The following is a 14237-nucleotide window of genomic DNA, read 5'->3' on the forward strand; positions in this document are numbered from 1 at the left end:
TATGCATTTGTTGGCGGCCCAGCCGGGCGGATTTGTCGATGATGAGGGTATTATCGATCTGGATCAGTCCCCGGCTGATATTGTTATATTTTCTGCTGCGGATAGCTCTTTGGCAGCGCTCGCGACTGGTGTGGCGAGCTTGCCGGATGGGGCAACTGACGAAACTCAGTGGCCCAGTGTACGCTTAGCTAACTGGATGCAGTTATTAAAACCTGCTGCCTACGATCTGTACGAACATAAGGTTCTGGAGCAAGCTAAGGTAGTGGTGCTGTCGTTACTGGGCGGACAGAATTACTGGCAGTATGGCTTTGAGCGCTTGCGGGCCTGGGCCCGTGGCGGCTCAGCAGCGCAGCCACGGCAGCTGATTGTCGTGCCCGGCGATGATGCAACTGATCCTGATCTGCTGGATGCCTCTACTGTTGAACAGCAGCACTGGCAACGAGCCTGGCGTTATCTGCGCGAAGGCGGTGTTGAAAACAGCCAGCAACTGTTACGTTTTCTGGCTGCAGAATACCTTGGCGCTGAGTGCCGTTGGCATGAGCCACGCAGTTTGCCGCGCTGCATGATGTATATGCCGCAGGATTTGCGCTCAGCAGGTACTGGTGGAGTTAGCTCTTCCTTCAGTACGGGCCAGGCCAGCTTTGCCGAATGGCAGGCACGCTGGCTGCAGCAATCATGCAGTGACCGTGGTAATGACACTGAGCGACCTGTGTGTGTGCTGTTGTTCTATCGCAGCCATCTGCAGAGTGCGAATACGGCGATGTTTGATGGCCTGATTGCTGAGCTGGAGAGCAAACAGCTGAATCCGTTACCTGTTGCGGTGGCGTCCCTCAAAGACCCTGAATCCATTTCGCTGGTGAATGCTTTAATAGAGCAGAGCAGTGCCAGCCTGATAATTAATACCACCGGCTTTGCCAGTAATACCGTGGCCAGCCCGGACCTGTCTTCCGAGCCGACTGAATTTTACTCTCCCTTTACCCGTAAACTGCCGGTATTACAGCTGGTGTTGTCCAGTAGTACCGAAGAGGACTGGCAGCAATACAACCAGGGATTGCGCAGCCGGGATATCGCAATGCAGGTTGTGCTGCCAGAGATGGATGGTCGAATCCTGACCCGGGCTGTGAGTTTCAAGGCGGAGAGCTATTTTGACCCGCGCTGTGAAATCTCAGTAATACGATATGCGCTGCATGCAGAACGTGCTGCATTTATTGCTCAATTGGCGATGAAATACTGCGCTCTGGCTGAGAAACCGAACCATGAAAAACGACTTGCCCTGATCCTGGCCAACTATCCCACTAAGGACGGCCGGATCGGCAATGGTGTCGGGCTGGATACGCCGGCATCAACGATCAATATTCTTAATGCTTTGCAGGCTGCAGGCTATCCGCTGGAGAATATCCCGGCAGATGGCACCGCGCTGATTGAGGAATTGTTGGGGGCGGTAACCAATAATCCTAATACACTACACCAGTTGCCTTGCTGGCAGAGTATGGCGCTGGATGAGTATCAGCATCACTTTGATCAGCTGCCTGAAGAGAGTCAGAAGGCGGTTTATGAACAGTGGGGCAGTGCAGAGCAAGACCCTAAGTGCCGCGACGGTCGGCTGATGCTGTCCGGCATACGTCTGGGTGAAACCTTCGTCGGCATTCAACCAGCCCGCGGTTTTAATATGGATCTGGTGGCGAACTACCACGACCCGGACCTGATTCCACCGCATAACTATCTGGCATTTTATTTCTGGCTGCGGCACTGCTATCAGGTAGATGCGGTCATCCATGTCGGCAAGCACGGTAACCTTGAGTGGTTACCGGGCAAAGGTACTGCACTGTCAGATCGCTGCTGGCCTGATATCACGCTGGGGCCGATGCCACATTTCTATCCGTTTATTGTTAACGACCCTGGCGAAGGTGCGCAGGCTAAACGCCGCACCCAGGCGGTGATCATCGACCACCTGATGCCGCCGATGACCCGCGCCGAAAGCTATGGCGAGCTGGCTGAGCTGGAAGGTCTGGTCGATGAGTATTATCAGGCGATGGGTATGGATACCCGCCGTGAAGAGTGGCTGCGGGCAGAAATTCTTAAGCAGGTTCAAAGCAGCAATGTGCTGCAGGAGCTTAGCGGCATTCAAACTGCTGTTGAGGCTGTAGTTGATGAGAGAGCTGAAGGCTCTGATTCAGCTGCTGATGAAGATTATGAAGAGAAAGTCCTGGCCGAGCTGGATGCATATCTCTGTGATATCAAAGAAGCCCAGATCCGTCATGGCCTGCACATTCTCGGAGAACTGCCGGAAACTGACAAACTGGCGGACACATTAGTCGCGCTGTTGCGCTTGCCCCGTGGCGTGGACGATAGCAGCCAGGGAATTCTGCATAACCTGATCGCTGATCTGGACCTGCGCGTTAATGGTGAACTGTTTGACCCGCTGGCTGCCGCAGCAGAGCCCTGGCAGGGCGCGCAGCCTGAGCTTTTGCAACAGATCTCTGATCAGCTCTGGCGTACTGAAGCGGATACCCGTGAACGGCTGGAATTGCTGGCAAAACAGCTGATCCAGGATTATGTCCTGAGTAACAATGGCACTCAGGAAGGATTAGCGCTGCCCCATACCATGGCGCAGCTGGAATACGCCCGGCAGACGCTGCATAAAGCGTTGCAGCAGAGCGTTGAGCTTGAGATCGGGTCGCTGATCAATGGCCTGCAAGGTGAGTTTGTGCCACCGGGCCCGAGCGGCGCGCCTACAAGAGGGCGGCTGGATACTTTGCCGACCGGGCGTAACTTTTTCTCAGTTGATAACCGGGCGATCCCTTCACCGGCGGCCTGGGTTATCGGCGAGCGTTCCGCGCAGGCACTTATTCAACGCCACTTGCAGGAACACGGTGACTATCCAAAGCAGTTGGGCTTGTCGGTCTGGGGTACTGCCACCATGCGTACCGGCGGTGATGATATCGCCCAGGCATTTGCCCTGATGGGGGTGCGGCCGATCTGGGCACCGGGTTCCAATCGGGTAGTGGATTTCGAAGTGATCAGCAGCCAGTTGCTGGGACGTCCGCGGGTTGATGTAACCCTGCGGGTATCAGGTTTCTTCCGCGATGCTTTTCCTAACGTGATGAAGCTTTATGACGCAGCGGTGCAGGCGATCGCAGAGCTGGATGAGCCGGGTAATGGCAATACCATACAGGCCAATATTCAGGCGCGCCAGGATGAACTTATCGCGTCCGGTATGGCGGCTGAAGAAGCGCAACGACAGGCCAGCTATCGGGTGTTCGGTAGCAAGCCGGGCGCATACGGTGCCGGTTTACAGGGGCTGATCGATGAACGTTGCTGGGAACAGGCCAGCGATCTGGCGGAAGCGTATCTGAACTGGGGTGGTTATGCCTACGGTAATCAACATGGCGACGGTGTTGATGCCCGGGAAGCCTTTGAACACCGGTTATCTAAGCTGGAGGCGGTGGTTCAGAATCAGGATAACCGCGAACACGATCTGCTTGATTCTGATGATTATTACCAGTTCCAGGGCGGTATGACCAACGCGGTGACGGTCTTTAGTGGTGCAGCTCCCGCTGTATATCACAACGACCATTCCAACCCGATGGCACCTAAGGTACGCACCCTGAAAGAGGAGCTTAACCGGGTGATCCGCTCTCGGGTACTGAATCCGAAATGGATCAACGGGATGCGGGAGCATGGCTATAAAGGCGCGTTCGAGATGACCGCCAGTGTGGATTATATGTTTGCCTACGATGCCACTACCAACCTGATCGCAGACTATCAGTATGAAAAAGTGACCGATACGCTGCTGTTTGATGAGCAGAACCGGGCGTTTTTAGAACAGCATAACCCCCACGCCCTGGAAGAGATGGCGGAACGTTTGCTGGAAGCAACCCAGCGAGGGTTATGGCAAGAGCCGGGTACATACGCGGATAAACTGCAGGATCTGCTGCTGGAACTGGATCAGCAGCAGGAGATGGCACAATGAACGATGTAGTTAAATGGATGGTTAGCCTGTGAATTGCTTTAAGAGCAAATGTTTTAAAAATCAGCAGACTTTAATGGTGCAGGGCACAACGTCTGATGCCGGAAAGAGTATCCTGGTAACGGCCCTGTGCCGCATTCTGGCCAGAAAGAAAATAGCCGTTGCACCATTTAAATCACAGAACATGGCGCTGAATAGTGCTGTCACAGCAGAAGGTGGTGAGATCGGCCGGGCGCAGGCGGTACAGGCTGAAGCCTGCTTTTTGCCTCCCTCGGTGGAGATGAATCCGGTACTGCTTAAACCCAACAGCGATCTGGGTGCTCAGGTGATTGTTAATGGTAAAGCCATTGGCAATATGCAGGCAACGGAGTATCACCACTACAAACCGGAATTGTTACAGCAAGTGGTGCGCAGCCATTCGGCACTGCAGGAAAAGTATACCGCGGTGATTGTTGAAGGCGCGGGCAGCCCGGCAGAAATTAATCTGCGTGAGCATGATATCGCCAATATGGGCTTTGCCGAGGCGATCGATTGTCCGGTGATTATTGTTGCGGATATCGACCGTGGCGGTGTCTTTGCTCACTTATATGGCACCTATGAACTACTCAGTGACAGTGAAAAGGGGCGTATCAAAGGGTTTGTCATCAACCGCTTTCGCGGCGATGTCAGCCTGCTGCAATCGGGCCTGGACTGGCTTGAGAAGCGCACCGGAGTTCCGGTGCTGGCGGTGATCCCTTACATCACCAACCTGCATATCGAAGCCGAAGACGCGGTTAACAGTCAGCAGAAATCGGCGTCGGGTTATCAGCAGTTGAAGGTGGTTGTACCGATGTATCCCCGGGCCAGCAATCACACCGATTTCGATGTTTTGCGAATGCATCCGCAGGTGGATTGCGAATTTTTGCGTGACCTGCAGCAGTTCAAGGGTGCCGACCTTATCGTGTTGCCGGGCAGTAAAAATGTCCGTGGCGACCTGCAGTGGCTGCAGCAATCGGGCTGGGCCGATGCAATTAAGCGCCATCTGCGATTGGGTGGCAAAGTAATTGGTGTCTGCGGCGGATACCAGATGTTGGGACAGTGGATACATGATCCGGACGCTATCGAATCCAGCGCCGGTTCCACGGCGGGCTTAGGCTTGCTGGAGATGGACACAACGCTGACCGATAACAAGGTGCTGCGTAACGTGTGCGGTCAACTACTGGACACTTCAATACCGGTCAAAGGCTACGAGATCCATGCTGGTATCAGCAGTGGTGCGGCATTAGACATACCACTGTTTACAATCACAGCTGTTACACAGGACCAGCAACCGGAGTTTTCCAGCAAAAGCTTTAACGACGGTGCTCAGAATTCGGATGGCACAGTGCTGGGGTCCTATATCCACGGTATCTTCGATGAAAAGGCCCTGTTGGAGCACTTGCTGCAGTGGGCAGGACTCAATCAGGTGGAGCAGTTTGATTACCTGGCTTTTCGTGAGCAGCAGATCGAGCGGCTGGCCGATGCGGTGGAAGAGGTGATGCCATATGCATCCTTGTGCCGCTTGCTTGGCTTATCTGAATTGGAGGGCTTATCCGGCTTACCTGAAGAGCGTGGTTTCCCTGAACAAGGATGCGTGCCGGAAAGGGAGGTCGTGTAACCTATGTTGTTAGTCAGCTGTCTGTTACTGGCTTTACTGCTGGATCTCTTGTTTCAGGAGCCTGCGCGTTATCACCCGCTGGTGGGGTTTGGTAATCTGGCCAGCTGGCTGGAGAAACAGCTGAACTCTGACTCAGTTAAGAGAGAGGCAGGATGTCTTAAAGGACGCTTTTACGGCTTAGTCGCCTGGTGTCTGGCTGTAGTACCGCTAACACTTCTGTTTTTCTGGCTGGAGAGTCTGATCGCTGATTCCGAAGCGCTACAGTTGCTGCTGGGTGGCCTGATGCTCTATCTGGCTGTGGGTTGGCAGAGCCTTCTGAGCCATGGTTTGGCCATCGCTAAACCTCTGGCAGCAGGGCGACTTGATGATGCGCGGCAGGCAGTCGGAATGATTGTCAGCCGTGATACGCGAGAACTGGGTGAGCACGATATCGGTAGTGCGGCGACGGAGTCGATGCTGGAAAATGGCGCCGATGCAATATTCAGTGCCATATTCTGGTTCTGCCTGCTGGGTATTCCCGGCGTTGTCCTGTACCGCCTGAGTAATACTCTGGATGCGATGTGGGGCTATAAGAACGAGCGTTACCTGCAGTTTGGTTGGGCCGCGGCGCGGATCGATGACCTGCTGAATTTTATTCCCGCCCGGTTAACCGCGCTGAGTTACGCCCTGATGGGGCAGACCCGAATCGCCTTTGCCGCATGGCGGCAACAGGCGGGCAACTGGAAAAGTCCGAACGCGGGGCCGGTAATGGCTGCCGGTGCGGGGGCTATCAATGTCTCCCTGGGTGGTGCGGCTGTCTATCATGGTCAGCTCCAGCAACGGCCTCAGCTGGGGCCGGAAACCGGTGATTCTGCAGGCGCTGAAAGTATTCGCAATGCCTGTACGCTGGTTAACCGGGTGTTGTTGCTCTGGGTTTTTGTGATCCTGATTGCAGGGTTAATTATGGCGCTTGCCCCTTCGATCACAGCAAGGGGAGTCAGCTTGTGAGCCTGTTAAGTAATGAACTATTAAGTAATGAACTATTAAGTAATGAACTATTAAGTAATGAACAAGCGGTTACCGGTTCTGCAGTGACAGCTCGTGGTTTTAAAAACGTGACGATTGCGACTGATACTGAAGCGACCGATACTGCGTCGCCACTGCACGGCGGTGACATATACAGTGCCAGTGCCCGCTATGACATTCCTGCTGAGCAGTGGCTGGATCTCTCGACCGGACTTAACCCTGATGCCTATCCGGTAGCGGATCTGGAGCCACAATCGTTTCAGCGCTTACCTTACTTGCGACCAGACTTTATTGCCGCCGCAGCAAGTTATTATGGCAACGACCAGTTGATGGCCAGCAATGGCTCCCAGTTGATTATTCAGGCTTTGCCCGAGTGTTTGGAAGAGGAGTGTCTTGATATGCTCCCGGTGTTACTACCTGAGTTTGGCTATCAGGAGCACCGTGATCACTGGCAGCGCCATGGTAATAATATTTGCACCTATCCCGCCTTTGATTCTGCTATGGCAGCAGCAGCAATCGAAGCGGCACTGGACCGGGCTGAGCCTTTTCATCTGGTGATTATCAATCCGAATAACCCGACCGGTCTCTGCTTTACCCCGCAACAGTTGAAAAACTGGGCCGGGCGCATGCCTGATGGCGGTTACATGGTGATAGATGAAGCTTTTATTGATGTAGCCCCTGAGATGAGCGTGTTGGCCAGTAATTTTTGCGATAACATGCTGGTGCTGCGCTCCTTTGGCAAGTTTTTTGGTCTTGCCGGTATCCGCCTCGGTTTTGTTTTTGCGCAAGCTGAGCTGCGTGCTAAATTGCAGCAGCGTACCGGAATCTGGATGGTGAATGGCCCGGCTCAGGCATTGGCTACCCGGGCTATGTTGGATCGCAACTGGCAGGCGAATGCGCAACAGGGTATTCGTGACTGTGCGGTGCTGACCAGGCAATTGTTCAGCCCGCTGTTTGATAGGCTCAGGCCGGTTCAGCAGATACATACACCCCTGTTTTCCAGTTATCAGTTAAGCGCTGAGCAGGCGAACAAATTACACAATTATTTTGCCAGTCAGGGAATTTTACTCAGGGTTATTACGCTTGATCAGCAATTCAGTTTGTTGCGTATAGGCGTGATCAATGCAGCAGATAAAATCCTCAGTAACAGGGTACGGGAGGCAGTAGTAAATTATGTCGGATAGCAAAGCCTACTCTGCAACAGAAAGAGAAGCTGTCTACCGGGTCATTGCGGAAAGGCGGGATATGCGCCACTTCCGTTCGGATGCGGTCGATCCGGATATTATTAAACGCATGCTTATTGCCGCACACCAGGCGCCCAGTGTCGGATTAATGCAACCCTGGCGCTTTCTGCAGGTCTCCGACAGTGCGTTACGCCAACAACTGTATGAGTTAGTAAACGATGAACGTTTGCGTACTGCAGAAGCGATGGGGGAGCGTAAGAGTGAGTTCATGAAACTTAAGGTGGAAGGGATTCTCGACTGCGCTGAAATTATTGTGGCAGCGCTGCCCGATGGCCGGGAAAAGTATGTCTTCGGCCGACGTACCTTACCGGAGATGGATCTGGCTTCGGTTTCATGTGCTATCCAGAATATGTGGCTGGTGGCACGTGCCGAGGGAATCGGTATGGGCTGGGTTTCAATGTTTGACCCGCAGGCCCTGGCGCAGTTGTTAAAAATGCCGGCCAGTAGCAAGCCGGTGGCAATTCTTTGTATCGGTCATGTAGATGAATTTTATGATCGACCGATGCTGGTTGAAGAGAATTGGACGCAGGAGCGTCCGTTAGAACAGTTTATTTATCAGAATTACTGGCCTGAAACTGCTGAAGAGCAGGGAACCACAAGTTCCGGCTAAGCTATTTACGAGTGGAGAAGAGTTGTGTCTAAAAAAGGTATTATGGTTTGTGGCCACGGCAGTCGTGACAAAGATGCCGAACGTGAATTTGGTCTGGTTGCGGCTGGATTGAAAAAACGCTTTCCGGATATGCCGGTTGAGTACGGCTTTCTGGAGTTTTCTGCGCCTAATATCCATATGGGGCTGAACTCGCTGATAGAGCAGGGGGTTGAAGATATCTATGCGGTGCCGGGTATGTTGTTCGCTGCGACCCACGCGAAGAATGATATCCCTTCCGTGCTGACTACATTTGAGAAAGACCGCTCAGACGTACAGGTACATTATGGCAGTGAGCTGGGCCTGCATAATGCCATGATCGAAGCTTTTCAGGCGCGGATCTATGAGTCCCTTGGCCTGGATCCTGAAAATCCACCGGAGAATCTTTACGATACCCTGCTGGTGGTTGTGGGGCGCGGAACATCGGATACGATGGCCAACGCAGAGGCTGCGAAGCTGACCCGCATAGTGAATGAGAATATGGGCTTCGGCTGGGCCGATACGGTTTATTCCGGCGTGACTTATCCATCAGTAGGTGTGGGTCTGGAGAAGCTGCTTAAGCTGGGTTACAAACGTGTCGTTGTGGCGCCGTACTTCCTGTTTACAGGTCGTTTGATTAAGCGTATCTACGGTTATGTTGATAAGGTTGCAGAGCAGAACCCTGAAGTAGAGTTCATTAAAACGCCGTATCTGAATGATCATGAAAAAGTGATCGATGCCTTTGAGGTGCGGGTGCGCGAGATCCTCGAAGATGAACTGCCAGCGGAAACCCTGATGAGCTCCTTTAAGCGCCGCCTGGCGGCTGGTGAAGTCGATGTGCATCATCACCATGCTGAGTTTACGCCAGAGAGTGAAACTGATTCTCATGAGCATGAACATTCTCATGAACACAGCCATGAGCATTCTCATGAACATAGCCACGATCATGGTCACTCACATGATCACTCTCACGGGCACGGACATTCCCACGGTGTGTACAAACACATCGGTCATCCGTTAGGGCCCCGTACTATGATCGGTGAAGGTATCTGCTGCTGCTTTATGAGCCAGTTCCCGCAATCGGTACTGGATGAAGAGCAGGACAAGATCGCTGGCTGCAAGCCTGAAGATGCTATTGCGCATAAGTAAACGTGATCATTAAGCAAAAAAACCGGGCATAACTGTCCGGTTTTTTTTGTAAAATATCAGCACGGTGCCAACTCCAGACATAGCGAGGTACGATAGGATTTAGACTTTTATCGACATCAAAGAAGACCTATGAGGCATATCTGCTTGAATTTCAGCTAGGAGGGTAATCCAGACCATCACTCGGTCTCGATCTTATGGTCCATCTCGCTATCCAGAATGAGGTGGGCATCGTCTGCATCTTTATGTGCATGCGCGTGAATTTCTTCAGCGTTTCCAGCAGTAATTAGAATATGGCTCAGAATATCATTTTCAGACTCATCTTTGCTTTGACGTCTTGCCACAATAGCGGCGTATACGTCATTAGAAACTGTAATGGTTTTGGACATGAATAAACCTCCAACTCAATTCAACGCCATCAGCATTTCGCTCCCTAACTATGGTTGATAGCGTCTATAAATCAAGAATCGCGTGAATGATATGTTGCCGGTCTGGTCTTATGGCTAACGGTGCGATTCGTGACTTGCCTTACAGAGTCTGTTGTTGGGCGAGAATCATCATTTACTTAAGCAACATAGTTATGACGGCAATTGCCGTTTGCTGCAACGATCCACTGAATTAACAGCCAAAGGCGGATATTATAGTCCGCTCAGAATATCTAGACATGTCTACACTTGGTTTGTAGTTGTTTCAGCATGAAAGTTCGGTGTTCCGAGACTTGGGCTTCTCCAGCGAGGGATTAAAAAACCCGCCAAATTAGAACCGGCGGGCTTAGAGGTGCATTTGATCACGCGATGAGGTTATTACCTCTGGTCAATCATAAAGATATTAAAGAACTTCGTAAGCTCTTCGTGTGCCGTGACGGGCATGATAGAGGCTATGTGCTGGTCAGGCCTCACAATCACTATGCAGCCAGCGGAACGATCAATCCCGCGCAGGTCATAGATGTCATTGTTTTCTTCAGCGTGGAATACCTTTTCATAGTCCCGCAGCCCGTACTTGCCTTTCGCAGGCCACAGGTAGTCATGCATGTCGTGCATTGACAAATCCTGTTGCTGGAATACAGCATAAGTATCAAAGACCGAGTCAATATCAGAGTCCTTCGGTGTGTATTTTTGCACCGGTGAAGACTCATCGTTGGCCAAGAAGTCGATGAATTGATATGCAGCTGACGAAGGGTCTGTAGGGTCTTGCGTATCGCCAAACAGGAAGATCCTCCAGCGACCATCCGCTTTGACTAAGTGCCCCAAGTGCTGGCTTCTACCGTCGGCTACGCGAGTTGCTTCAGCCGAGTGGAAGCGCTGGCCAATGTTAAAGCCAGTGGCCAAATGCTGGTTCTCCTGACCTGTGCAAATGTACGACGGATAATATTCAATCGATGTTCCGGAGACAAAACCGCTTTGTCGTTTCATAAAGGCCTCGATCTTGGCCGTGTCAACTCTTGCCTGCTCTGAGTCATCACCTGAAGTGGGGCGAGTAGCTACCAGCCTGGACAGCTCACGGTCGGCGTCGATCAACTGCTGCGCCACTTTGCGTCGCTCCGTACCGTAGGTGCTCAGCAACTTTGGATGGCTTCTGCCCTGAAGTACGGCAGCCAGCTTCCAGCCCAGATTAAAGGTGTCAGGTAGCGAGGTATTCAAACCCCAGCCGCCTTTGGGGCTGTGCGTGTGACAAGCGTCGCCGGCAACAAATGCACGAGGAATAATATCCTCTGAACTCCCTGTTGGGCGATTATCAAAGCGCTCCGCAATACGTTGGCCGACCTCATAGATTGACCACCAAGCCACTTCTTTTACATCCAGTGTATAGGGGTGAAAAATCTTCTGAGCTTTGGCGATGAGGTCTTGCTCGGTCAGTTTGACATCCTTAGCACGCTTGTCTTTGCCGAGCAGGTCCAGCTCTACATAGAACCGGCATAGATAGCCGCCTTCGCGCGGGATGGTCATAACCGCACCGTGTTTTTTTGACTGAATAAAGCTCTTAACGCGGATGTCTGGGAAGTCCGTGTTCAACAGAATATCCATGACGCCCCACGCTTTGTTGGCAGAATCGCCTTCCAGAGGGATATCCATGCTTCTGCGAACGTTGCTTCTAGCACCGTCGCCGCCAACAATGTAACGCGCTTTAACCGTTTCGGTTTTACCGGCTCCTGCGTCGTCGACTCTCTTGAAGGTTGCCGTTATAGGGTAGGCATCAAGATCCTGGGTGAGGCTTTCGTCAATATTCATCTCAACCAGTTCACGGCTGTAATGAGGGCTGAGGTGGGTGACCGATCTTTCCATGCCATCAACCAGCAACTCATGCAGGCGCGCCTGATTAACAATGCCGTGTACAAACTCGGAAAGCCCTGCTCGGGCATCGGCGATCTTGTGCGTAAGCTTGATGTTCTCAGGATTGGCCTCATCCGGCTCCCAGAATGTGTTTTGTTTCAGTTGGTAGGTCTCTTTAACCACCATTTCACTGCTATTAAAGGCCTCCATTATCTCCATAGTGCGACAGGAGATCCCGTCTGCGCGTCCAAACAGCAAGGGGCCGGGTTCCATGTCAACAACGCATGTTTTAATGTCAGAAAACTCAGATAACTGCCTTGCCATGGTCAAGCCTGCAGGGCCGGTGCCGATAATCAGGACATCAACTTCATTAGGCAGGTCTACAATCGGTGGCTCGGGGTAAGGCTTTCTAGCCTCATCGGGAACCTGGTAATTACCGGGTTTGAACCCATTCAGATGATATTGCATTACGCGATCCTCCTAGCTTTTGGTCCTGCTGTTGATGTACTGACCAGTAGTTAATATATTAATAATATTCAGATAACGCGACCCATGCAAGAACATTTCGAGCAGAGGTACATCAGAAAGTGTGGTGTCGCACAGGACCAGGACTAATAAGGGAAGCCGGCTTTTTTTTTCTAATCACCACTCGCTCAAGAGGCTTCTCTCGCATGGCCTCAAGCTTCGTATGGGCTGCTATGCCCGCAGCAGCATGCTTAACTTTTCAAATAAGTCGGAACTGCTTGAAGCAGTAACCATTTCTCTGATCGAGAACATCAATGAGCCAAAAGCAGGAGGTAAGTGGCAAGCTGAGTTGGAGCGGCTGTGCAAAAGCTACCTAGAGCTATTGGGAATCTATCCAGGATTGTTAGAAACCTTGCTGTCTATGGACACCTTCGGGCCAGCGCAGTTGTTCAATCAACGTTTGGCGATTGCTCTAGCTCCACTTCAGCTTACACAAACAGCCTTCACGCAAGCTCTGGGTTTATTAGTTGATTATATACATGGGGTGGCTTTAGCCATGCAGTGTAAACCAGATGCTTTATCGTCGGATTGCATTGAAGGCCCCCTTAGCTTGATTTGTTCAGCTATAGAGGACTGAAGGTGAGGGGGTAGAAAGAATCTACTTTTCTGCTCTATCAATGATGTCCGCTTTGGGTTGTGAATTCAGTGGATCGTTGCAACACACTCGTTAAATTTATCAGCAGGTGTTACATAGTCCAGTGTTTTTCTAGGTCGTTCGTTTAACTGACGCGCAACTTCATTTAAATCTGATTGTGAGTGAACAGACAAGTCAGTGCCTTTTGGTAAATATTGACGTAATAAACGGTTGGTATTTTCATTCGAACCTCGTTGCCAAGGGCTTTGAGGATCACAGAAATAAACCTGTATATCGGTCTCCATGGTAAATCGCTGATGAGCTTTCATCTCTGTACCACGATCCCAAGTTAACGATTTATAAAGTTCATCTGGTAATTGTTTTGCTTGCTCGATCAGCGCAGAGACAACGGTTTCTGTTCTTTTATTTTCCAGTTTAACCAACATCACATAACGAGAGTGCCTTTCCACCAATGTTGCTATACAGCTATTTTTAGAGCCTTCTATGAGGTCACCTTCCCAATGTCCTGGTACTGCGCGATCTTCAACTGATGCAGGTCTTTCACTGATAGGTACAGCATTGGGGACTCGTCCTAAACCATCACCCTTTAAGCTCGAGCTTTTAGCCCGACGGATAGTTCGCTTTGAACGCAGGTATTGTTGAAGCTCTTTCTTTAAAGCCCCACGGGCTTGTACAAATAGGCTGCGATAAATGGTTTCGTGCGACACTTGGCTACTCTCTTCATCAGGGTACTCCCGTTTAAGCCACCCCGAGATTTGTTCTGGAGACCACTGTAGTCTGAGCTTTGATTCCACAATTTTCCCTAATTCGGGATGAACTGCCAGCTTACACCGTTTTGGGCGAAGTGCCCGATCCCAAGCATTTTGATCAGCTTGTGTTGCTCGGTAGCTGTCATAATCACCATTGCGATTAATCTCACGGCTGATAGTTGAAGGTGATCGTCCTAGATTTAATGCAATGGTACGGATTGATAGGTTCGCGACGATACCCCGAGAGATCTCTTCTCGTTCGGTCATAGAGAGTGCATTCTTTGATCGTTTCCTTTCTGGAGGTCGGATTCCACCAGTGGGGGCAAGTTGGCGGTAGATCGAGGAGGATGAGCGATCAATCGAACGAGCGATAGACCACAAAGAATATCCTGCCTCGTATCTATCCCATATCTCCGCCTTCAGTGAATGCGTGTACTTTAATCTAGGTCTTCTCGCCATATTCCAACACTCC

General features: G+C 51.4%; 10 protein-coding genes. 7 read left to right on the forward strand and 3 right to left on the reverse strand.

Features of this window, described 5'->3' with window-relative positions:
• The first annotated feature begins 1 nt into the window (after window position 1).
• From cobN to ACQUQM_RS05260, 6 genes are all read left to right on the forward strand, one after another.
• The gene (gene cobN, locus ACQUQM_RS05235; protein WP_432473433.1) at window positions 2-3973 is read left to right on the forward strand and encodes a cobaltochelatase subunit CobN; all 3972 of its coding nucleotides are present in this window, start codon (window positions 2-4) and stop codon (window positions 3971-3973) included.
• Window positions 3974-4046: 73 nt separating this feature from the next.
• Window positions 4047-5606 (forward strand): cobyric acid synthase, encoded by a 1560-nt coding sequence (locus ACQUQM_RS05240; protein WP_432473434.1) that lies wholly within the window; start codon window positions 4047-4049, stop codon window positions 5604-5606.
• Window positions 5607-5609: 3 nt separating this feature from the next.
• Window positions 5610-6593 (forward strand): adenosylcobinamide-phosphate synthase CbiB, encoded by a 984-nt coding sequence (gene cbiB, locus ACQUQM_RS05245; RefSeq protein WP_432473435.1) that lies wholly within the window; start codon window positions 5610-5612, stop codon window positions 6591-6593.
• Complete coding sequence (locus ACQUQM_RS05250) at window positions 6590-7795, forward strand: aminotransferase class I/II-fold pyridoxal phosphate-dependent enzyme (protein ID WP_432473436.1); 1206 nt, start codon at window positions 6590-6592, stop codon at window positions 7793-7795. Before cbiB ends, ACQUQM_RS05250 begins: the two co-directional genes overlap by 4 nt.
• Window positions 7785-8465, forward strand: coding sequence for a 5,6-dimethylbenzimidazole synthase (bluB, locus tag ACQUQM_RS05255; protein WP_432473437.1), 681 nt, complete (start codon window positions 7785-7787; stop codon window positions 8463-8465). Before ACQUQM_RS05250 ends, bluB begins: the two co-directional genes overlap by 11 nt.
• A 42-nt stretch (window positions 8466-8507) precedes the next feature.
• Window positions 8508-9629, forward strand: coding sequence for a sirohydrochlorin chelatase (locus ACQUQM_RS05260; RefSeq protein WP_432474799.1), 1122 nt, complete (start codon window positions 8508-8510; stop codon window positions 9627-9629).
• A gap of 176 nt (window positions 9630-9805) precedes the next feature.
• On the opposite strand, the gene ACQUQM_RS05265 is transcribed toward ACQUQM_RS05260, so the two are convergent.
• Entirely contained in the window at window positions 9806-10015 is a 210-nt protein-coding gene (locus ACQUQM_RS05265; protein ID WP_432473438.1) for a hypothetical protein, read from the reverse strand.
• Window positions 10016-10429: 414 nt separating this feature from the next.
• On the reverse strand, window positions 10430-12364 hold the full coding sequence (locus ACQUQM_RS05270) for an FAD-dependent monooxygenase (RefSeq protein ID WP_432473439.1): 1935 nt from the start codon (window positions 12362-12364) through the stop codon (window positions 10430-10432).
• Between the two features lie 244 nt (window positions 12365-12608).
• On the opposite strand from ACQUQM_RS05270, the gene ACQUQM_RS05275 reads away from it, so the two are divergent.
• Window positions 12609-12998 carry a TetR/AcrR family transcriptional regulator C-terminal domain-containing protein gene (locus ACQUQM_RS05275; protein ID WP_432473440.1) on the forward strand — a complete coding sequence of 130 codons (390 nt, stop codon included), beginning with the start codon at window positions 12609-12611 and terminating at the stop codon, window positions 12996-12998.
• Between the two features lie 65 nt (window positions 12999-13063).
• Here ACQUQM_RS05275 and ACQUQM_RS05280 read toward each other — a convergent pair whose 3' ends face one another.
• The gene (locus ACQUQM_RS05280) at window positions 13064-14224 is read right to left on the reverse strand and encodes an IS30 family transposase (RefSeq protein WP_432473441.1); all 1161 of its coding nucleotides are present in this window, start codon (window positions 14222-14224) and stop codon (window positions 13064-13066) included.
• Window positions 14225-14237 lie beyond the last annotated feature (13 nt).

The organism is Amphritea sp. HPY (genome assembly GCF_050870985.1).
Taxonomy (GTDB): domain Bacteria; phylum Pseudomonadota; class Gammaproteobacteria; order Pseudomonadales; family Balneatricaceae; genus Amphritea.

Coding starts and splice junctions, on each gene's coding strand:
- cobN (WP_432473433.1), top strand. CDS start 2: ATGCATTTGTTGGCGGCCCAGCCGGGCGGATTTGTCGATGATGAGGGT.
- ACQUQM_RS05240 (WP_432473434.1), top strand. CDS start 4,047: ATGGTGCAGGGCACAACGTCTGATGCCGGAAAGAGTATCCTGGTAACG.
- cbiB (WP_432473435.1), top strand. CDS start 5,610: ATGTTGTTAGTCAGCTGTCTGTTACTGGCTTTACTGCTGGATCTCTTG.
- bluB (WP_432473437.1), top strand. CDS start 7,785: ATGTCGGATAGCAAAGCCTACTCTGCAACAGAAAGAGAAGCTGTCTAC.
- ACQUQM_RS05260 (WP_432474799.1), top strand. CDS start 8,508: ATGGTTTGTGGCCACGGCAGTCGTGACAAAGATGCCGAACGTGAATTT.
- ACQUQM_RS05265 (WP_432473438.1), bottom strand. CDS start 10,015: ATGTCCAAAACCATTACAGTTTCTAATGACGTATACGCCGCTATTGTG.
- ACQUQM_RS05270 (WP_432473439.1), bottom strand. CDS start 12,364: ATGCAATATCATCTGAATGGGTTCAAACCCGGTAATTACCAGGTTCCC.
- ACQUQM_RS05275 (WP_432473440.1), top strand. CDS start 12,609: ATGCTTAACTTTTCAAATAAGTCGGAACTGCTTGAAGCAGTAACCATT.
- ACQUQM_RS05280 (WP_432473441.1), bottom strand. CDS start 14,224: ATGGCGAGAAGACCTAGATTAAAGTACACGCATTCACTGAAGGCGGAG.